The organism is Streptomyces showdoensis (genome assembly GCF_039535475.1).
In the GTDB taxonomy this organism is placed as follows: domain Bacteria; phylum Actinomycetota; class Actinomycetes; order Streptomycetales; family Streptomycetaceae; genus Streptomyces; species Streptomyces showdoensis.
Window position 1 is genome coordinate 3,682,217 of the sequence record NZ_BAAAXG010000026.1, and the last position, 19,745, is coordinate 3,701,961.

Consider the following 19,745-nt stretch of genomic DNA (forward strand, 5'->3'; position numbering starts at 1 on the left):
CTAGAACACCGGCACGCCGTCCCGGGTCAGCTTCCAGTCCACCGAGGCGAACAGGGACGGGTCGACCGTGCCCTTCGCCTTCACCCACTGGATGATGGTGTTGCGGATCTCGTCCGAGTTCGCCCACAGCTGCTGGGCCTTGGCCACGTGCGGGAAGGCGCCGCCGCCGCTGGCCCGGTAGTTGTTCACCGCGAGCACGAACGAGGCGGCCGGGTCGAGCGGCTTGCCCTGGAAGGACAGACCGGTGATCCGCTGACCGACCGGCTTGGCGATGTCGATGTCGTACGTCAGCCCGGACACGGCGTCGTAGTTGTAGTCCGGGGTGCCGTCCGCGTTGGTGAGCTTGGCGGTGTCGACGGGGGCGCCCGCCGGGGTCTGGACGTAGTACTTCGCCGAGTACTCCAGGTACTCCTTCAGCTGGGCGCCCGTCATCAGCCGGGCCTCCAGGGTGTTCTCGAAGGGGTACAGCCCGGCGGCGTCCTTGATGGAGATGGCGCCGGACGGGATGCGGGCGGTGCGGGAGAAGCAGGAGGCCTGGGAGAGCACCGGCAGGCCCGCGTAGGCCCCGCCGGCCAGGGCCGCCTTCACCGTCTCGGCCTGGACGACGTTGATCAGGTCGATGATCGGCTCGTCCTTCCACGGCGCGTCGGCCGTGGTCATGACCGCCGTCGAGGTGCCGATGACCTGGTTGACGTACGCGACGACCTTCTTGTGCTCGTCCGCGAGCAGCCCGGTGATCTCCGGGTCCTCGGCGACCGTGTTGGAGTTGAGGACCGTGGCGCCGACCTTCTCGACGGTCCAGCGGCCCTTCTCCCACACCAGGTCGAAGTCGAAGAGGGTGAGGCGCTGGCCCCACTTGAGCGGCTCGGACAGGACGACGTCCTTGCCGGTGGCCTTGTTCTTCACCCGGTACTCGGGGATCTCGGTGTGGGCGTGCCCGACCAGGATCGCGTCGATGCCCGGGACCTGCTCGGCGACGAGCCCGGCCGCGTTCTCGATGTACGGGAGCTGGTCACCGTACGAGGAGGTGCCGCTGGAGCCGGAGTGGGCCGAGACGACGACCACGTCGGCGCCCATGGAGCGCAGCTTGGGCACCCACTTGGCGGCCTGCTCCTCGAGGCCGGGGAAGACCATCTTGCCGTTGACGTTGGCCTTGTCCCAGATGGCGATGCCCGGGTTGGTCAGGCCGAGGACGGCGACCTTGACGTCACGGCCGTGCGGGGTGCGCAGCCGGTGGATGCTGTACGGCGGGAAGGCCGGGCGCAGGGTCTTCGCGTCGAGCGCGTTGGCGCCGAGCAGCGGGAAGTCGCACTGCTCCTGGAACTTCCGCAGCACCGGGATGCCGTAGTTGAACTCGTGGTTGCCGAGCGCGGCGGCGTCGTAGCCGATGGCGTTCATGGCCTGGGCCATCGGGTGGACCGGGCCGCCGGCCTTCGTGATCGGGTCGACCTTGGCGTAGTAGTAGGACAGCTGGGTGCCCTGGATGGTGTCGCCGGCGTCGATGAGGAGGGTGTTGCAGCGGCCCTTCTCCTCGCGGACCTGCTCGACCAGGGTGGAGATCTTGGCGAGGCCGACGTCGTTGTGGGCCTTGTCGTCGAACTCCTTGTCGGTGAAGTAGTCCCAGTTGAAGACGTTCCCGTGCAGGTCGGTGGTGCCCATCACGGTGAAGGAGTACCGCTTCTGCGGACGCGGGCGGCCGTGACCGTGGCCGCCGTGGGCCTCGGCGGGAACGGCGGCGGCCCCGGTGAGGGCCACGCCGGCCCCGGCGGCGGCCGAGCGCTCCAGGAACGTCCTGCGGTTCAGCGGCATGTGTGTTCTCCCCTAGTGGTTCTGTGGCGCGGGCGCCGACCGTGGCGCACAACGCGCGTAGATTCTGGCTCGGATCGCACGGTCGCAACAGACCTTTCGGGTTACGGAGTGGGAAAGTGTTCGGTATGACACAGCAGCAGCCCACCCCCGAGGCGCCCCAGGTGACGGTCCGTGGCGAGGGCCGCCTGGAGGTGGACCCGGAGCTGGCCAGGATCGGCGTCTCGGTCCGCGCCCGGGGCACCGACCGCTCCTCGGTGCTGGCCGCCCTGACGAGCCGGAACGCCGAGGCGATCGCCCTGGTGAAGTCGTACGGGGAGGCCGTCGCCAAGCTGGAGACGGGCGCCCTCTCGGTCAGCCCGGAGCCCGCCCGGCACGGCCGCGGCGAGCGGGTGCGCGGCTACCAGGGCTGGGTGCACCTCTCGGCCGAGCTCACCGACTTCACCGCCCTCGGCGAGCTGACCACGCGCCTCGCCGACCTGGAGTGGACCCGGGTGGACGGCCCCTGGTGGGCGCTGCGCCCGGACTCCCCGGCGTACGCGGAGGCGCGCCGGCAGGCGGTGCGGGAGGCGGTGCGCCGGGCGCGCGAGTACGCCGAGGCGCTGGGCTCCTCGCTGGTGGCGCTGCTCGAACTCTCCGACACCGGGCTCGGGCAGGGCGGCCCCGCGCCGATGGGCGGGATGCGGATGGCCTTCGCGGCGGAGGCGGTGGAGGCGCCGGCGCCGATGGAGCTCGAACCGCAGCGGCAGACGGTCACCGCCGAGGTCGCCGCGCGCTTCACGATGGCCCCGCCCGCACTCTGAGACGACGGGCTTCCGGCCGCGAAAATCGCTCATCAGAGCAGCCGTTCGCACAGATTCAAGACTTGTCAACAAGCTTTCACTGAAAGGTTGTTGAGTAGTCATGCCCGGCCCATTCGCTACCCGCCGGTAAGCCCTAGGCTCGCCTCATGCGCCGAGCAAAAATCGTTTGTACCCTTGGGCCCGCCACCGAAACATACGACCAGATCAAGGCATTGGTCGAAGCCGGGATGGATGTGGCCCGCCTCAACCTCAGCCACGGCTCCTACGCCGAGCACGAGGAGCGCTACCAGCGCGTTCGCAAGGCCTCCGAGGAGACCGGCCGCAGCGTCGGCGTCCTCGCCGACCTTCAAGGCCCGAAGATCCGTCTCGGCCGGTTCCGCGAGGGTCCCGTACTCCTTGAACGCGGCGACGAGTTCACCATCACCGTGGAGCCGATGGAGGGCGACCGCCACTGCTGCGGCACCACCTACTCCGGGCTCGCCGAGGACGTCACCGCCGGCGAGCGCATCCTCGTCGACGACGGCCGGGTCACCCTGGAGGTCGTCTCCGTCGACGGGCCCCGGGTCAACACCCGGGTCGTCGAGGGCGGCATGGTCTCCGACAACAAGGGGCTCAACCTGCCCGGGGTCGCCGTCTCCGTCCCCGCCCTGTCCGAGAAGGACGTCGAGGACCTGCGCTGGGCCCTGCGCACCGGCGCCGACGTGATCGCCCTCTCCTTCGTCCGCAGCGGCCGGGACATCGAGGACGTCCACCGGATCATGGACGAGGAGGACCGCCGGATCCCGGTCATCGCCAAGATCGAGAAGCCGCAGGCGGTCGAGAACATCGAGGACATCGTCGCCGCCTTCGACGGCATCATGGTCGCCCGCGGCGACCTGGGCGTCGAGATGCCCCTGGAGCAGGTGCCGATCGTCCAGAAGCGGGCCGTCAAGCTGGCCAAGCGGAACGCCAAGCCGGTCATCGTCGCCACCCAGATGCTCGACTCGATGATCGACAACTCCCGGCCGACCCGCGCCGAGGCCTCCGACGTCGCCAACGCCGTCATCGACGGCACCGACGCCGTGATGCTCTCCGGCGAGACCAGCGTGGGCAAGTACCCGGTCGAGACCGTGCGCACGATGAGCCGGATCGTCGAGGCCGCCGAGGAGGACGTCCTCGCCAAGGGCCTGCCGCCGCTGACCGAGCGCAGCAAGCCCCGCACCCAGGGCGGCGCGGTGGCCCGGGCCGCCGCCGAGATCGGCGACTTCCTCGGGGCCCGGTTCCTGGTGGCCTTCACCCAGTCCGGCGACACCGTCAAGCGGCTCTCCCGCTACCGCTCGCCGATCCCGCTGCTGGCCTTCACGCCGGACCCGGAGACCCGCTCCCAGCTCAACCTCACCTGGGGCGTCGAGACCTTCCTCGGCCCGCACGTCGACTCCACCGACGCGATGGTGGCGCAGGTGGACGAGGAGCTGCTGCGGATCGGGCGCTGCAAGAAGGGGGACATCGTGGTCATCACGGCCGGTTCTCCGCCCGGCGTGGCGGGGTCGACCAACCTGGTCCGCGTCCACCACATCGGGGAGCCCCCGACGGCCTGAGGGTCCCCCGGAAGCCGCAGCCGGGGCGTGACCTTGGAAATCGCGTTAATGTACCCCGGGTGGGATTCGAACCCACGCTAGATGGTGTTTGAGACCATTGCCTCTACCGCTGGGCTACCGGGGCTTCCTTCGAAACGAAGGGGGGCGGTCACCCGCCGTGCCCCTACCTTACAGGAGGTGGGTAGGCTCATGGGGAGCTGTATCCGCCTCGATCACCCTGCGAACGAGGCCTTGAACGAGGAGCCCGAGTGACCGCCCCCGAGTCGCCCCAGCCCGCCGACGACGCCGACACGTCGCACGTCCCGCCGCTGACGACCCGCGTCGTCATCGCCGAGGACGAGGCCCTCATCCGCATGGATCTCAAGGAGATGCTGGAGGAGGAGGGCTACACCGTCGTCGGCGAGGCCGGCGACGGCGCCACGGCCGTGGAGCTCGCCCGCGAGCACCGGCCCGACCTGGTCATCCTCGACGTGAAGATGCCGGTCCTCGACGGCATCTCGGCCGCCGAGAAGATCGCCGGCGAGTCCATCGCCCCGGTCCTCATGCTCACCGCCTTCTCCCAGCGCGAGCTCGTCGAGCGCGCCCGGGACGCCGGCGCCATGGCGTACCTCGTCAAGCCGTTCAGCAAGAGCGACGTGGTGCCGGCCATCGAGATGGCCGTCTCCCGCTTCGCCGAGCTGCGCGCCCTGGAGCAGGAGGTCGCCGACCTCTCCCAGCGCCTGGAGACCCGCAAGCTGGTGGACCGCGCCAAGTCGATCCTCCAGACCCAGTACGGGCTCACCGAGCCGGCCGCCTTCCGCTGGATCCAGAAGACCTCCATGGACCGCCGCATGTCGATGCAGCAGGTCGCCGAGGCGGTCATCGAGGACGCCGAGGAGAAGAAGGCGGCCAAGGCCAAGGAGCAGTAGACCGCTCCGTGCCCGCGCGTCCGCACCCGCGCGTCCGCACACGTGAAGAAGGCCCGCCCCACGCACGCGTGGGGCGGGCCTTCCTGCTGCGGGGCGGCTACTCCTCGCCGAGGTACGTCTTGCGCACCTCGTCGTTCACGAGCAGGTCGCGGCCGGTGCCGGACAGCTTCACCGTGCCGACCTCCATCACGTACCCGTAGTCCGCGAGGGAGAGCGCGGCCTGCGCGTTCTGCTCGATGAGCAGGATCGTCATGCCCTCGGCCTTCAGCGCCGCGATGGTCTCCATGATCTTCTGCATCATGATCGGGGAGAGGCCCATCGAGGGCTCGTCCAGCATCAGCAGCTTCGGCTGGGACATCAGCGCCCGGCCCATCGCCAGCATCTGCTGCTCGCCGCCGGAGAGGGTGCCCGCGGCCTGCTTGCGACGCTCGCCCAGGATCGGGAAGAGGTCGTAGGCCTTCTGGATGTCCCGCTCGATGCCGTCCTTGTCGCTGCGCAGGAAGGCGCCCAGCTGGAGGTTCTCGGCGATGCTGAGCCGCGGGAAGATGTGCCGGCCCTCGGGGGAGTGGGCGAGGCCCAGCGAGACCACCTTGTGGGCCGGGATGCCGTTGAGCACCTGGCCGTCGAAGGTGATCGTGCCGCCGGAGGGCTTCAGCAGACCGGACAGCGTGCGCAGGGTCGTGGTCTTGCCGGCGCCGTTGGTGCCGATCAGGGCGACGACCTGGCCCGCCTCGACGGAGAAGGAGATGCCCTTGACGGCCTCGATCTTGCCGTAGGCGACCCTGAGGTCCTCGACCTCCAGAAGTGCGGTCACTTGGAGTCTCCTTCGGTGGTGCTGTCCGCGCCCTCGGACGCGGGGGTCTCGGCCGGAGCGGCGTCCGCGGCCGGGGCCTCGTCCGCCGGGGCGTCCTCGGAGGCCTCCGCCTCGGGCTCCGTGGCCTCGGCCTCGGCCGCGTGGGCCTCCGCCGCCTCGACCTCGGCGGCCTCCTCCGCGCCGGGCGCGCCCTCGAACGGCGTGCCCAGGTACGCGGCGACGACCCGCTCGTCGCCCTGGACGACCTCGGAGGTGCCCTCGACGAGCTTCTCGCCCTGGACCAGGACGGCGACCCGGTCGCACAGGTTGAAGATGAACTTCATGTCGTGCTCGATGACCAGGACCGCGATGCCGAGGTCGCGGATCGCGAAGACCAGCTCCTCGGTGGTGCGGGTCTCGGCCTGGTTCATGCCGGCCGTCGGCTCGTCGAGCAGCAGCAGGCCGGGGTCGCTGGCGAGCGCGCGGGCGATCTCCAGCTTGCGCTGCTCGCCGTACGGCAGGTTGCGCGCGAGGTGCTCGGCCTTGGCGGCCAGGCCCACGAACTCCAGGAGCTCCATGGCCCGGGCGCGGGAGGCCGCCTCCGCCCGCTTGAAGCCGGGACCGCGCACCAGCGCGGACCACAGGCCCTCCTTGGTCCGGGTGTGCCGTCCGACGAGGACGTTCTCCAGGACCGTCATGTTGGAGAAGAGGCGGATGTTCTGGAAGGTACGCGCAATGCCGGCCTGGGTGACCAGGTGCGGCTTGGGCGGCAGGACCGTTCCCTTGTAGCTGACCTGACCCTCCGTCGGGACGTACAGGCCGGTCAGGCAGTTGAAGAAGGTGGTCTTGCCGGCGCCGTTGGGGCCGATGAGGCCGACGATCTCGCCCTGGCGGACGGTCAGGTCGACGTCGCGGACGGCGGTCAGACCGCCGAAGCGCATGGTGACCCCGCGCGCCTCGAGGACGGCGGCCGCGGTCGCGGTCGTCTCGGTGCCGGTCTCGGTGGTGGTCGTCATGGCGTTCACGCCCCCGCCTTCGCCGTGCCGGCGTCGGACTCCGCGTCGGCGGGCCGTCGCTGCTCCGGTACGTCGGGCTGTTCGTCGTTCTCGTGGAATTCCAGCTTGGCGCGCTTGTTGGCGATGAGGCCCTCGGGGCGGAAGCGCATCAGCAGGATCAGGGCGATGCCGAAGCCGAGCAGCTGGTAGTCCTGGAGGAAGGACAGCTTGGCCGGGATCAGGAAGAGCAGCGCGGAGCCGACGATCGGACCGCTGATCGTGCCCATGCCGCCGAGGATGACGGCCGCGAGCAGGAAGGCGGAGTTCGGCGGCACGGGGCCGGCGAAGACGTAGTTCTCCGGCACCACCGTGGTGTTGACGTGCGCCTGCACCGTGCCCGCGAGGCCGGCCAGGGCCGCGCCGAGGGCGAAGGCGACCAGCTTGACCCGGAAGCCGTTGATGCCCATCGCGGTGGCGGCGGTCTCGTCCTCGCGGATGGCGACCCAGGCCCGGCCGATGCGGCTGTTGCCCGCGCGGGAGAAGACCACCACGACGATGACCATGATGAGGATCATCAGCAGGTAGTAGTTGGCGTACGCGCCGAGCTCGACGCCCAGGACGGTGTGCGGCTCGCCGAAGTTGTAGCCGAAGAACTCCAGCTGCGGGATGTTCGGGATGCCGTTCGGGCCGTTGGTGATCTGCGGGCCCGAGGTGCCGTCCAGGTTGCCCATGGCGATGCGGAAGATCTCTCCGAAGCCGAGGGTCACGATGGCGAGGTAGTCGCCGCGCAGTCGCAGGGTCGGCGCGCCGATGACGACGCCGAAGACCAGCGAGGCGGCCATGCCGGTGAGGGCGGCGGCCCAGAACGGGAACTGGACTCCGAAGGCGGAGGAGGTGGCGCCGGAGACCAGGGCCGCGGTGTACGCGCCGACACCGAGGAAGGCGACGTAGCCGAGGTCGAGCAGACCCGCGAGACCGACGACGATGTTCAGGCCGAGGGCGACGGTCGCGAAGATGAGGATGTTGACCGCGATCAGCGTGTACGTGTCGCCGCTCTGCTGGATGAACGGGAACGCGATCGCCATGACCAGGCTGGCCGTGACGGTCACCTGGCGGTTGCGCGCGGTCATCGCCGCGAGGCGGCCGGTGACACCGGACTTGATCAGCGCGGTGGCGGAGAAGCCGACCAGGATCAGGTACGCGATGAAGAGCTGCGGCTCCGAGTCGTCGGTGTCGATGCCGAAGGTGACCACGAAGAGGCCGAGGGCGAAGACGACGACGATGATCAGGATCTCGGCCCAGGAGGGCAGGGCCTTCGCACGGGCCGGCCGGCGGGTGTCGTCCGGCAGCCTGTACGCGGCGAGCGCCGGGACGGCGGAGGCGACGACGGCGACGCCGGCGCCGGGCTCCAGGTCCACCAGGGCGCCCAGCTCGACCACGATCGAGAGCGCGGTGAAGAGGGTGGTGGCGAAGGTACCCAGGGCCACGATCCACAGCGCCTTGCGGGAGCCGGCCGGGCTGAGCCAGCCGAGGCCCTTGACGCCCAGCGCGGAGAGCGCGTAGGCGGCGGTGAGCACGGCGCCGACCAGCGTGAGCAGCTGGAGCGGGGCGGGGTTGCCGTAGATCGTGAGGTTGCCGGGGAAGTCGGTGGTCCACGTCCAGGCGAGGAAGGCGCTGGCGGCGGTCGCGAGGCTGCCGCCGAGGACCGCCCAGAGCAGGCCGGAGGGCGTGCCGGGGGTGGTCGTGGCCGTGGCCGCGGTGGCCTCGGTCGCTTCGGTCTTGGTGAGGTTGTCGCTCATGCCGCTCACGCCCTGTCCGCGACGCGCTCGCCGAGCAGGCCCTGGGGCCGCACGAGGAGGACGACGATGAGGAGGACGAAGGCCCACACGTTGGACCAGGCACCGCCGCCGAGCTGCTGCATGCCGGGGATGTCCTCGATGTAGGCGATCGAGAGGGACTCGGCGATGCCGAGGACCACGCCGCCGACCATGGCGCCGTAGATGTTGCCGATGCCGCCGAGGACGGCCGCGGTGAAGGCCTTGAGGCCGAGGATGAAGCCCATCTCGAAGTTGATCTGGCCCTTGTCGAGGCCGTACGCGACGGCGGCGACGGCGGCGAACGCGGCACCGATGGCGAAGGCCATGACGATGATGCGGTCGGTGTTGATGCCCATCAGCTTCGCGGTGTCCGGGTCCTGCGCGGTGGCCTGCATGGCGCGGCCGCTGCGGCTCTTCGAGACGAAGACGCCGAGGGCGAGCATGCACAGCGGCGCCAGGACGAGCACGAAGGCGTCGGCGCGCTGGATCGCCAGGTTGTCGAGCAGGTGGAAGGCCTCGCCCTTGAACTCGGGGAAGCTGACGGCCTTCTTGGCGTCCGGGTAGAACTGCCAGACCAGCTGCTGGAGCGCGATGGACAGACCGATCGCGGTGATGAGCGGAGCCAGCCGGGGCGCGCTGCGCAGCGGGCGGTAGGCGAACCGCTCGGCGGCGGTGGCGACGGCCACGGAGGCGATCGCGCCACCGACGATCATGAGCGGTATCGCCACCAGAAGGGACGTTCCGCTCGGGAGAGCGGTGTAGGTGGTGAGGGCGCCGAAGCCCCCGATCATGAAGATCTCGCCGTGGGCGAAGTTGATGAGCTGGACGATGCCGTAGACCATGGTGTACCCGATGGCGATGAGGCCATAGAGAGCACCGAGGGCCAGGCCGTTGGCCAGCTGTTGCGGCAGTTCGTTCACCGCAGGGCCTCCGATGAGCGTGTCGGATAAGACTCCGCGCGAGGGCGCTGTTTGCGCCCTCGCGCGGGTTGGTTCAGTTGGTGCGGTACTGCGGGGTGCGGGTCGGGCCGCCCGGGCCGTTCGGCCCGGGGGCGGACCGGGGTACTACTGGTTGAAGGTGTCGCTCTTCACGTCGACCCACTTGCCGCCCTCGACCTTGTAGACCGTGAGCTGCTTGTTGGTGGTGTCGCCGTACTCGTCGAAGGAGACCTTGCCGGTCACACCGTCGAAGGAGACCTTGCCCAGGGCCTCGGTGACCTTGGCGCGGGCGTCGGTGGGGAGCTTGCCGTTGTTCGCGGCGACGGCGGCCTTGACGGCCTGGATGATCGCCCAGCCGGCGTCGTAGGAGTAGCCGCCGTAGGCCGCGTACGGGTCCTTGTAGCCGCCCGCGTTGTAGTCGGCGATGAACTTCTTGGCGGTGTCCAGCTTCTCGACCGGGTAACCGATCGAGGTGGCCAGGTCACCGTCGTTGGCCTCGCCGGAGGCGCTGATGAAGGCGGGGTCGTAGATGCCGTCGCCGCCCATGACCGGGACCTTGGCGCCGGTCTTCTTGATCTGGTCGGAGAGCAGACCGCCCTCGGGGTACTGGCCGCCGAAGTAGACGGAGTCGGCGCCGGAGGCCTTGACCTTGTCGGCGGTGGAGGAGAAGTCGGTCTCCTTCACGGTGACGTGGTCGGTGCCGACGACCTGGCCGCCGAGACGCTTGAACTCGTCGGAGAAGATCGCCGCGAGGCCGGCGCCGTAGGTCTGCTTGTCGTCGACGACGAAGACCTTCTTCTTGCCGGCGTCCTTGAAGAGGTACTGGGCGGCGAACTTGCCCTGGACCACGTCGGTGGCGGCGGTGCGGAAGTAGGTCTTGAAGGGGCGCTTGAACTCGCCCTTGCCCCAGTTGTCACCCTGCGAGAGGGAGGGGTTCGTGTTGGCCGGGGAGACCTGCGCGAGGCCGGCGGCGGCGAACACGCCCTGCATCTGCTGGGAGACGCCGGAGTTCAGCGGGCCGACGACGCCCACGACGTCCTTGTTGCCGACCAGCTTGGTGGCGTTGGCCTGGCCGGAGGCCGGGACGGCCTGGTCGTCCAGGGCCTCCACCTTGAAGGTGATCCCGGGGACTTCCTTGTTCTTGTTGGCGGTCTTGGCCGCCAGGTCCACGGAGTTCTTGATGCCCTGGCCGAGAGCGGAGAGCGAACCCGTGAGCGGGGCGTCCACACCGATCACGACGGTCGTGGTGCCGCCGGCGTTGTCGCCGCCGCCGCCCTTGCCCTCGTCGCGCGAACCGCAGGCGGTGAGGGTGAGCGCTCCCGTGGTGAGCACGCTGGTGAGGATGAGCAGTGAACGGTGTCGCACGAAGAATCCTTTCCCTGGCGCGGCCCCCTCAAGCTGAGGCGGTGCCGTGGAGCTGTGTAGCTAGAGGTGCCGTTTCGATGCCGGGCCGTACGGGGTTGAGCGGGTGCCGTGCAGAGAAAGCGCCCGGCGGCGCGGTGACTGGCCGTGACTCTAGGCGCAGGTGGGGAAGGTCGGGGAGCGCCGAGGTCAGGATGTGACTGTCTTGTTATGCCGACGGGGGGAGACGGTGTGCAGGGGGTGGGCAAACTCGGGCACAACGGTCGGTAGTGCGGTGTTCACATACTGAGAACGCCCAGTTCCGCTAAGGGGCTTGAGCGCTTTTGGCTCCTGACGATCGGCCCTGTCGCCTCTCCGGATATCGGACACCCCCCTCGGTGCCAGCGGACGCGCGACCTGACCGGAGGGCTCCGGTCCGACATTGCGCGGATGTAACGCAGTGTTACGAAGGGGAGGGTCGGAGTCCGCCGGTGGGTACTCTCTGTTCGCTGGGCGGACGCCAGTTCTCCGAACTTCCGGTCGCCCCCTTCGCCTGCTCGCAGAGTCGCCGGCTCTCCCGGTCGGCCAGCGCGAAGGCCGCCTCGCGACCCGCCCGCCGCTCCTCGGTCCGCGCCGCGAGCAGCACCTCGTCGTGGATCTCGTACTGCTCGTTGGACAGGCCCTTCTGCTCCCAGTCGAGCCCCGCCCACGTGCTCCCCTTGAGGGCTTCCTTCACCCAGTACGACACGAGGCTCGTGCACACGTCCGCGGGCGAGCTCGCACGGGGCGCCGGCTCCTCCGGCGCCCGCTCGCACCCGGTGGACAGGACCAGGGCGCAGCCCGCCAGCGCTGCGGCGAGTGCGGCGCGGAGGGGGGTGATCCGCCTGCGGGTCACGGGAGTCGGCCGCACGGTCTCGGGGGCGCGTCGGCCCCGAGGCCGCCGGAGCCGGGGGGCCGGTGCCCTCTGGGGCCGGCGGCGCGGGACGTGCCGCCGGTGGTCGCGACGTCCGCCGGGGCGTGCCGCGTGCTCGGCGGGGCGGGGTGCGGTCCACCCGAACTCCCCTGCCGGACGGCGCCGTTGCCCTGCGCGGCCGTCGTCCCGGGCGGGATCCGGGAGCCGTTGGGGGCGTCGAAGGGAGTCGGGTGCGCCGCCGGGCCCCCGCCGCCGGGGCGGAGCAGGCCGCGGGGTTCGCGGCCCGCCTTCGGCGTCCCGGCCCCTGCCGGGGCGAAGGGCGAGCCTTTCGTGCCGAGGGGTCCGGGCGGGCCGGGCGGCCCACCCGTCGGCGGGTTCGCGGGCGCGTGGCCCCGGCGCTCCGCGATCTTCGACGCGGGCGGTTCGATCATCGGGCCGCCGGGGCGGCGCGAGGCCGGGCCCGGCCGGGCGGGGTGACTGTGTGCGACGCCCGCCCCGCCGGCGGCCCGCGCGGTCGCCACGGTCGTGGCACGGGTAGACCTCAAGGAAGCCCCCTCGGAGTGTGGGCGGATCGCCAGTGAAGCGGCTGCCGTCCCGGCGGGCAAGGGGCTCTGGGGCAAAGGGAGTTGGAAACGCGCCGGGTCGCGGCGGACTGGCCGGTTCGGGTCGCGCGGGATACGCCGGGGCCCCGGGACGGAAGCTCCTTCCGTCCCGGGGCCCCGGGGTGTCGTCAGACGTCAGACGTCAGACGTCAGACGTCGGCGGAGCCGGGGGCGCGTCCGGCCTCCGGCAGGTTCCCGGCGTCCTTCGGGCCGATCTCCCGGAGCAGGCAGGTCAGCCGCGCCGAGCAGACCCGCTTGTCCTGCTCGTCGGTGATCACGATCTCGTACGTGGCGGTGGACCGGCCCCGGTGCACCGGCGTGGCGACGCCGGTCACCAGGCCGCTGCGCACCCCACGGTGGTGGGTGCAGTTCAGGTCCACGCCCACCGCGATCCGGGACACCCCGCCGTGCAGCATCGAGCCGATCGAGCCCAGCGTCTCGGCGAGCACCGCCGAGGCGCCGCCGTGCAGCAGGCCGTACGGCTGGGTGTTGCCCTCCACCGGCATGGTCCCGACGACCCGGTCCGCCGAGGCCTCCAGGATCTGCACGCCCATCCGGTTCCCGAGGTGACCCGCGGAGAAGAGCGCGGGCAGGTCCACGCCGAGCGCGGCGTACTCGTCGATGACCTCCTGCGGGAACTTCACATGCTGCTGCTCACCCATGGGCCCGGCTCCGTTCGTCTTCGTACGGCTGGTCTGCTGCATCGTCTGAATCATCCTGAGCTGCCTGAGCAAACGCTTAGGCGAGGGTGATTGTGTCATGCACCCCGAAGGAAGAGGCGGCAGAGTCGGTCCTCCGCGTACGCGGGCTCATGGCAGGGGGTGAGCCGGTAGGGGGCGACCTGCGCCAGGTAGAACTGCTCGGGGGCGGCGGGCAGCCCCTCCGCGTGGAACGGCTCGTCCCCGTCGCGGAGCACGACCTCGCCGCGCGTCCCGGACGCGTCGCGGTAGGCGGCCCTGATCGCCCAGTCGCAGCTCTGGGCGTCCACCGTGGCGGCGATCCGCAGGCCGCCCGGCTCGCTGCCGCCGCCGAGGTCGATCCTCCGCCGGTCGAAGTACCGCTGCCCCTGGTCGTCGCCCTCGTCGGTGATCATCGGGGTCGCGCCCGGCCGGCGCAGATCGAAGTGGACGCCCGGATAGGTCGCCTCCCCCTGGGCGGGGTGCCGCAGGACGAAGCGGGCGGTGGAGGGACGGCAGCGCAGGTCGACCGCCTCCATGCCGGTGACCGACAGCTGGGAGCTGCGGTCGCTGAAGAGGTTCAGGCGGAACTGGGTCGTGGGGCCGCTCCGCGGCGAGACGGCGCCGTCCTTCCCCTCGTCCAGGTGCGGGGTGGTGCCGATGACCCGCGCGCCGAGCGGACCCAGGATCCGCCAGACGTTCCGGCCGTAGCCGGTGGCCTCCACCCGCACCTCCTGCAGGGACCGCGCCTCGGCCGGGGTGAGCGGCCGGTCGAGGACGATGGTCCAGGAGTCCCCGTCGAGCGCCGAGACGTCGGCGTCGGCCGTCGCCGTGAACGGGGCCTTCTCCCCGTCCACCGCGTCCTGGGCGGCGTCCTCGGCCCGCGCCCGGTCGGTGGCGAACACGGTGTCGTAGACATAGGTGACGACCTGGGTCAGCACCGCGGTCGCCAGCAGCCCCGCCGCGAGCACCAGCAGGCCCCGCCCCAGCACCCTGATCCGGCCCCGCCGGGTCGGCGGCACCGGGCTGCCGGGCGCGATCCGCTCCAGGGCGAGCGCGCCGAGGGACGGGGGCTCGGGCGGGGCGGGCGGAGACGCCGGGGGTGCCGGGGGCACAGGGGGCGCCTGGGGTGGAGCCGGTGGGACGGGTGGGACTAAGGGAACAGGCGGAGCCGGCGGAGCCGGCGGAGCCGGCGGTGCCGGTGGCACGGGCGGGCTCTGCGGGGCGGGCGCGGGCGGGTGCTGCTCCGGCGGCTGGCCGCCGGAGGATGGTGTGGTCAACAGGACCCCCGTGGCGTCCTCGGCCGTCGGCCGGCTGCCGCGGCGCGGGAGTGGGGAGGATACAGAATCCCCCGTCCTCCCGCGCGGTGCGGAACCGGTCAGTCGCCCGCCGGAGGGACCAGCCGCACGATCACGGACTTGCTCGCCGGGGTGTTGCTGATGTCCGCCGTCGACGCCAGCGGCACCAGCACGTTGGTCTCCGGGTAGTACGCGGCCGCGCAGCCGCGGGTCGTCGGATAGTGGACCACCCGGAAGCCGGGCGCCCGGCGCTCGCTGCCGTCCGTCCACTCGCTCACCAGGTCCGCGTACGCCCCGTCCGCGAAGCCGAGCGCCGCCGCGTCCTCCGGGTGCACCATGACCACCCGGCGGCCGCCCGTGATGCCGCGGTAGCGGTCGTCCAGGCCGTAGATCGTGGTGTTGTACTGGTCGTGCGAGCGGAGCGTCTGCAGCAGCAGCCGGCCCTCCGGCACCTTCGGGTACTCGACCGGCGCGGCCGTGAAGTTGGCCTTGCCCGTCGCCGTCGGGAAGCGCCGCTCGTCGCGCGGCGCGTGCGGCAGCGCGAAGCCGCCCGGGTTCGCCGCCAGACGCGCGTTGAAGTCCTCGAAGCCCGGGATCACGCGGGCGATGCGGTCGCGGATCGTCGCGTAGTCCGCCTCGAACGCCTCCCACGGCGTGGCCGAGGCCTCGCCGAGGACCGCCCGCGCCAGCCGCGCCACGATCGCCGGCTCGGAGAGCAGCCGCGGGCCCGCCGGCGGCAGGTTGCCCCGCGAGGCGTGCACCAGGCCCATCGAGTCCTCGACCGTCACGAACTGCTTGCCGCTCTTCTGCACGTCCTTGTCCGTGCGGCCCAGCGTCGGCAGGATCAGCGCGCGGGCGCCGGTCACCGCGTGCGAGCGGTTCAGCTTGGTCGAGACGTGCACCGTCAGCCGGGCCTTGCGCATCGCCGCCTCGGTGACCTCGGTGTCCGGGGTGGCGCCCACGAAGTTGCCGCCCATGGCGAAGAAGACCTTCGCCTCCCCGTCCCGCAGCGCCTCGATCGAGCGGACCACGTCGAAGCCGTGGTGGCGCGGCGAGACGATCCCGAACTCCTTGTCCAGGGCGTCGAGGAACGCCGCCGAGGGGCGCTCGAAGATCCCCATCGTCCGGTCGCCCTGGACGTTGGAGTGACCGCGCACCGGGCACACCCCGGCACCCGGCCGGCCGATGTTGCCGCGCAGCAGCAGGAAGTTGACCACCTCGCGGATGGTCGGCACGGAGTGCTTGTGCTGGGTGAGCCCCATCGCCCAGCAGACGATGGTCCGCTCGGAGGCGAGCACCATCTCCAGGGCCCGCTCTATCTCGGCCCGGGACAGCCCGGTCGCCGCCAGCGTCTCGTCCCAGTCCGCGTCCCGCGCGGCGGCGGCGAACTCCTCGTACCCATGGGTGTGCTCGGCGACGAACGCCTCGTCCACGGCGCCCGGCGTCTCCAGGACCAGCTTGTTGAGCAGCCGGAACAGGGCCTGGTCGCCGCCGATGCGGATCTGCAGGAAGAGGTCCGTCAGCGCGGCGCCCTTGAGCATGCCCTGCGGCGTCTGCGGGTTCTTGAACCGCTCCAGGCCCGCCTCCGGCAGCGGGTTCACCGAGATGATCCGCGCGCCGGCGGCCTTCGCCTTCTCCAGGGCCGACAGCATCCGCGGGTGGTTCGTCCCCGGGTTCTGCCCGGCGACCACGATGAGGTCCGCCCGGTGCAGGTCCTCCAGGGAGACGCTGCCCTTGCCGATCCCGATCGTCTCGTTGAGCGCCGAGCCCGAGGACTCGTGGCACATGTTGGAGCAGTCCGGCAGGTTGTTGGTGCCGAACTCGCGGGCGAAGAGCTGGAGCAGGAACGCGGCCTCGTTGCTCGTGCGCCCCGAGGTGTAGAAGAGCGCCTCGTCGGGGGAGGAGAGCGCGGTCAGCTCCTCCGCGAGGATGCCGAAGGCCCGCTCCCAGGACACCGCCTCGTACCGCTCGGCGCCCGGCGCCAGGTACATGGGGTCCGTGATCCGGCCCTGCTGGCCCAGCCAGTACCCGCTGCGGGCCGCCAGGTCCGCCACCGGGTGCGCGGCGAAGAACTCCGGGGTCACCCGGCGCAGCGTCGCCTCCTCGGCGACCGCCTTCGCCCCGTTCTCGCAGAACTCCGCGACATGCCGCTTGTCGCCCTCCGGCCACGCGCAGCCCGGACAGTCGAAGCCGTCCTTCTGGTTGACCTTGAGCAGGGTCCGCGCGGTGCGCCGCACCCCCATCTGCGCCTGCGCGATCCGCAGCGTGTGCCCGATGGCCGGCAGACCGGCCGCGGCGTGCTGCGGCGCCGCGACCTGCGGCGCGTCCTGGACCGGATCGCCGGCGGGCGGCTTGCTGACCATCGCGCTCTCCCTTGAGCGGTGGGGGCCCCGGTCGGACCCGGGGAAGAACGGGCGTACTGCTCCGATCCTGTCACGCCCTACCGACAGCGGCCCAGGCCCGGTCGGGGGAGCGCGGACGTGGACGGGAATGTCAGCGGCGCGTGGCAGGATCGTCCCGTGGCCGAGACAGCAGCGAAGAAGACCGATATGACCGAAGAGAACCGTCCGCGCCTGCTCCTCATGGACGGGCACTCCCTGGCGTACCGGGCGTTCTTCGCGCTGCCCGCGGAGAACTTCACCACCGCGACGGGGCAGCCGACCAACGCGATCTACGGATTCGCGTCGATGCTCGCGAACACGCTCCGCGACGAGGCGCCCACGCACTTCGCGGTCGCCTTCGACGTGTCCCGCAAGACCTGGCGCTCGGACGAGTTCCCCGAGTACAAGGCGAACCGCTCCAAGACCCCCGACGAGTTCAAGGGTCAGGTCGAGCTGATCGGCGAGCTCCTCGACGCCATGCACGCGCCGCGCTTCGCCGTCGAGGGCTTCGAGGCGGACGACGTCATCGCGACCCTCGCCACCCAGGCCGAGGCGGCCGGCTTCGAGGTCCTGATCGTCACCGGCGACCGGGACTCCTTCCAGCTGGTCACCGACCACACCACCGTGCTCTACCCGACCAAGGGCGTCTCCGAGCTGACCCGCTTCACCCCGGAGAAGGTCCAGGAGAAGTACGGACTCACCCCCAACCAGTACCCGGACTTCGCCGCCCTGCGCGGTGACCCGTCGGACAACCTCCCCGGCATCCCCGGCGTCGGCGAGAAGACCGCCGCGAAGTGGATCAACCAGTTCGGCTCCTTCGCCGAGCTCGTCGAGCGCGCCGAGGAGGTCAAGGGCAAGGCCGGGCAGAACTTCCGCGACCACCTGGAGTCGGTGAAGCTCAACCGGCGCCTGACCGAGATGGTCCGCGACGTCGAGCTGCCCAAGGGCGTCCAGGACCTGGCCCGCGAGCCGTACGACCGCACGGCCGTCGCCCTCGTCCTCGACACCCTGGAGATCCGCAACCCCTCGCTGCGCGAGCGGCTCCTCGCCGTCGACCCCGGCGCCGCCGAGGAGGCCGCCCCGGCCCCCGCCGCGGGCGTCGAGCTCGACTTCACCGTCCTCGGCTCCGGCGAGCTCGCCGGCTGGCTCGACGCGCACGGCACGCAGCCGCTCGGCGTCGCCACGGTCGACAGCTGGGCGCTCGGCACCGGCAGCGTCGCCGAGATCGCCCTCGCCGCGGCCGACGGGGCCGCCGCCTGGTTCGACCCCGCGCAGCTGGACGAGGCCGACGAGCGCGCCTGGGCCGCCTGGATCGCCGACCCGGAGCGCCCCAAGGTCCTGCACAACGCCAAGGGCGCCATGCGGGTCTTCCCCGAGCACGGCTGGAGCGTCGCCGGCGTCGCCATGGACACCGCGCTCGCCGCCTACCTGGTCAAGCCGGGCCGCCGCTCCTTCGCCCTGGACGCGCTCTCCGTCGAGTACCTGGGCCGTGAGCTCGCCCCCGCGGCCGCCGCCGACGGCCAGCTCGCCTTCGGCGCCGAGGACACCGCCGAGGCCGAGGCCCTGATGAGCCAGGCCCGTGCCGTCCTCGACCTCGGCACCGCCTTCGAGGAGCGGCTCGCCGAGGTCGGCGCGCGCGAGCTCCTGCACGAGGTCGAGCTGCCCACCTCCGTCCTCCTCGCCCGCCTGGAGCGGCACGGCATCGCCGCTGACCGGGACCACCTGGAGGCCCTGGAGCAGCAGTTCGCCGGCGCCGTGCAGCAGGCCGTGAAGGAGGCCCACGCCTCCGTCGGGCACGAGTTCAACCTGGGCTCGCCCAAGCAGCTCCAGGAGGTGTTCTTCGGCGAGCTCAACCTGCCCAAGACGAAGAAGACCAAGACCGGCTACACCACGGACGCCGACGCCCTGGCCTGGCTGGCCGGCCAGACCGAGCACGAGCTCCCGGTGATCATGCTCCGGCACCGCGAGCAGGCCCGGCTGCGCTCGACCGTCGAGGGCCTGATCAAGACCGTCGCCGCCGACGGCCGGATCCACACCACCTTCAGCCAGACCGTCGCCGCCACCGGCCGCCTCTCCTCCACCGACCCCAACCTGCAGAACGTGCCGGTGCGCACCGACGAGGGCCGCGCCATCCGCCACGGCTTCGTCGTCGGCGAGGGCTTCGAGGCCCTGATGACCGCCGACTACAGCCAGATCGAGCTCCGCGTGATGGCCCACCTCTCCGAGGACGAGGGCCTGATCGAGGCCTTCGCCTCCGGCGAGGACCTGCACACCACGGTCGCCTCGCAGGTCTTCGGAGTGGAGCGGTCCGCCGTCGACGCGGAGATGCGCCGCAAGATCAAGGCCATGTCGTACGGTCTGGCCTACGGCCTCTCCGCCTTCGGCCTCTCCCAGCAGCTGGGCATCGACCCGGCCGAGGCCCGCGGTCTGATGGACACCTACTTCGAGCGCTTCGGAGGCGTCCGCGACTACCTGCGCCGGGTCGTCGACGAGGCCCGCGCCACGGGCTACACGGAGACGATGCTGGGCCGTCGCCGCTACCTCCCGGACCTCAACAGCGACAACCGCCAGCGCCGCGAGGCGGCCGAGCGGATGGCGCTGAACGCGCCGATCCAGGGCACCGCGGCGGACATCGTGAAGGTCGCCATGCTCGACGTGGACCGCGCCCTCACCGAGGCGGGCCTCGCCTCCCGGATGCTCCTCCAGGTCCACGACGAAATCGTCCTGGAGCTCGCCCCCGGCGAGCGCGACCGGGTCGAGGCCCTGGTCCGCGAGCGGATGTCCCAGGCCGTCGACCTCCGCGCGCCGCTGGACGTCTCGGTGGGCGTCGGCCAGGACTGGGACTCGGCGGCGCACTGACCCCGGGGCGGCGGTCGGCGGGGGCGCCGGTCCCGCC

General features: G+C 71.4%; 14 protein-coding genes and 1 tRNA gene. 4 read left to right on the top strand and 11 right to left on the bottom strand.

Features of this window, described 5'->3' with window-relative positions; translation table 11 throughout:
* Positions 1–1,809, bottom strand: a complete 1,809-nt coding sequence (locus ABD981_RS29880) for a 5'-nucleotidase C-terminal domain-containing protein (protein WP_046907077.1) — start codon at positions 1,807–1,809, stop codon at positions 1–3.
* Positions 1,810–1,934: 125 nt separating this feature from the next.
* Between ABD981_RS29880 and ABD981_RS29885 the strand changes: the two genes are divergently transcribed.
* Positions 1,935–2,609 carry an SIMPL domain-containing protein gene (locus ABD981_RS29885; RefSeq protein WP_046907078.1) on the top strand — a complete coding sequence of 225 codons (675 nt, stop codon included), beginning with the start codon at positions 1,935–1,937 and terminating at the stop codon, positions 2,607–2,609.
* 146 nt (positions 2,610–2,755) lie between these two features.
* Entirely contained in the window at positions 2,756–4,186 is a 1,431-nt protein-coding gene (pyk, locus tag ABD981_RS29890; RefSeq protein ID WP_345530414.1) for a pyruvate kinase, read from the top strand.
* 51 nt (positions 4,187–4,237) lie between these two features.
* Here pyk and ABD981_RS29895 read toward each other — a convergent pair.
* A tRNA-Leu gene (locus ABD981_RS29895) sits at positions 4,238–4,310 on the bottom strand.
* Between the two features lie 124 nt (positions 4,311–4,434).
* Between ABD981_RS29895 and ABD981_RS29900 the strand changes: the two genes are divergently transcribed.
* Positions 4,435–5,094: an ANTAR domain-containing response regulator gene (locus ABD981_RS29900; protein ID WP_046907080.1), complete on the top strand. Its 660-nt coding sequence runs from the start codon at positions 4,435–4,437 to the stop codon at positions 5,092–5,094.
* 97 nt (positions 5,095–5,191) lie between these two features.
* Here the strand turns inward: ABD981_RS29900 and ABD981_RS29905 are convergent, their stop codons facing one another.
* The 9 genes from ABD981_RS29905 to ABD981_RS29945 form a co-directional block, all read right to left on the bottom strand.
* On the bottom strand, positions 5,192–5,908 hold the full coding sequence (locus tag ABD981_RS29905) for an ABC transporter ATP-binding protein (RefSeq protein ID WP_046907081.1): 717 nt from the start codon (positions 5,906–5,908) through the stop codon (positions 5,192–5,194).
* Entirely contained in the window at positions 5,905–6,903 is a 999-nt protein-coding gene (locus ABD981_RS29910; RefSeq protein WP_046907127.1) for an ABC transporter ATP-binding protein, read from the bottom strand. Before ABD981_RS29910 ends, ABD981_RS29905 begins: the two co-directional genes overlap by 4 nt.
* Before the next feature lie 5 nt (positions 6,904–6,908).
* Positions 6,909–8,681: a branched-chain amino acid ABC transporter permease gene (locus ABD981_RS29915; protein WP_046907128.1), complete on the bottom strand. Its 1,773-nt coding sequence runs from the start codon at positions 8,679–8,681 to the stop codon at positions 6,909–6,911.
* Between the two features lie 5 nt (positions 8,682–8,686).
* Positions 8,687–9,619 carry a branched-chain amino acid ABC transporter permease gene (locus tag ABD981_RS29920; protein WP_046907082.1) on the bottom strand — a complete coding sequence of 311 codons (933 nt, stop codon included), beginning with the start codon at positions 9,617–9,619 and terminating at the stop codon, positions 8,687–8,689.
* Positions 9,620–9,763: 144 nt separating this feature from the next.
* Positions 9,764–11,002 carry a branched-chain amino acid ABC transporter substrate-binding protein gene (locus tag ABD981_RS29925; RefSeq protein WP_046907083.1) on the bottom strand — a complete coding sequence of 413 codons (1,239 nt, stop codon included), beginning with the start codon at positions 11,000–11,002 and terminating at the stop codon, positions 9,764–9,766.
* Between the two features lie 439 nt (positions 11,003–11,441).
* On the bottom strand, positions 11,442–11,873 hold the full coding sequence (locus tag ABD981_RS29930) for a hypothetical protein (RefSeq protein WP_123954358.1): 432 nt from the start codon (positions 11,871–11,873) through the stop codon (positions 11,442–11,444).
* A 769-nt stretch (positions 11,874–12,642) separates the two neighbouring features.
* Positions 12,643–13,155, bottom strand: coding sequence for a PaaI family thioesterase (locus tag ABD981_RS29935; protein WP_046907084.1), 513 nt, complete (start codon positions 13,153–13,155; stop codon positions 12,643–12,645).
* A 95-nt stretch (positions 13,156–13,250) separates the two neighbouring features.
* Entirely contained in the window at positions 13,251–14,285 is a 1,035-nt protein-coding gene (locus tag ABD981_RS29940) for a hypothetical protein (RefSeq protein WP_165590920.1), read from the bottom strand.
* A gap of 263 nt (positions 14,286–14,548) precedes the next feature.
* The gene (locus tag ABD981_RS29945; protein ID WP_046907085.1) at positions 14,549–16,831 is read right to left on the bottom strand and encodes an FdhF/YdeP family oxidoreductase; all 2,283 of its coding nucleotides are present in this window, start codon (positions 16,829–16,831) and stop codon (positions 14,549–14,551) included.
* Between the two features lie 156 nt (positions 16,832–16,987).
* On the opposite strand from ABD981_RS29945, the gene polA reads away from it, so the two are divergent.
* Complete coding sequence (polA, locus tag ABD981_RS29950; RefSeq protein WP_046907086.1) at positions 16,988–19,708, top strand: DNA polymerase I; 2,721 nt, start codon at positions 16,988–16,990, stop codon at positions 19,706–19,708.
* Positions 19,709–19,745 lie beyond the last annotated feature (37 nt).

Excerpts from the sequence above, each read along its gene's own strand:
- ABD981_RS29915 (WP_046907128.1), bottom strand. The coding sequence starts at position 8,681 with ATGAGCGACAACCTCACCAAGACCGAAGCGACCGAGGCCACCGCGGCC.
- ABD981_RS29945 (WP_046907085.1), bottom strand. The coding sequence starts at position 16,831 with ATGGTCAGCAAGCCGCCCGCCGGCGATCCGGTCCAGGACGCGCCGCAG.
- ABD981_RS29885 (WP_046907078.1), top strand. The coding sequence starts at position 1,935 with ATGACACAGCAGCAGCCCACCCCCGAGGCGCCCCAGGTGACGGTCCGT.
- ABD981_RS29880 (WP_046907077.1), bottom strand. The coding sequence starts at position 1,809 with ATGCCGCTGAACCGCAGGACGTTCCTGGAGCGCTCGGCCGCCGCCGGG.
- pyk (WP_345530414.1), top strand. The coding sequence starts at position 2,756 with ATGCGCCGAGCAAAAATCGTTTGTACCCTTGGGCCCGCCACCGAAACA.
- ABD981_RS29935 (WP_046907084.1), bottom strand. The coding sequence starts at position 13,155 with ATGGGTGAGCAGCAGCATGTGAAGTTCCCGCAGGAGGTCATCGACGAG.
- ABD981_RS29910 (WP_046907127.1), bottom strand. The coding sequence starts at position 6,903 with ATGACGACCACCACCGAGACCGGCACCGAGACGACCGCGACCGCGGCC.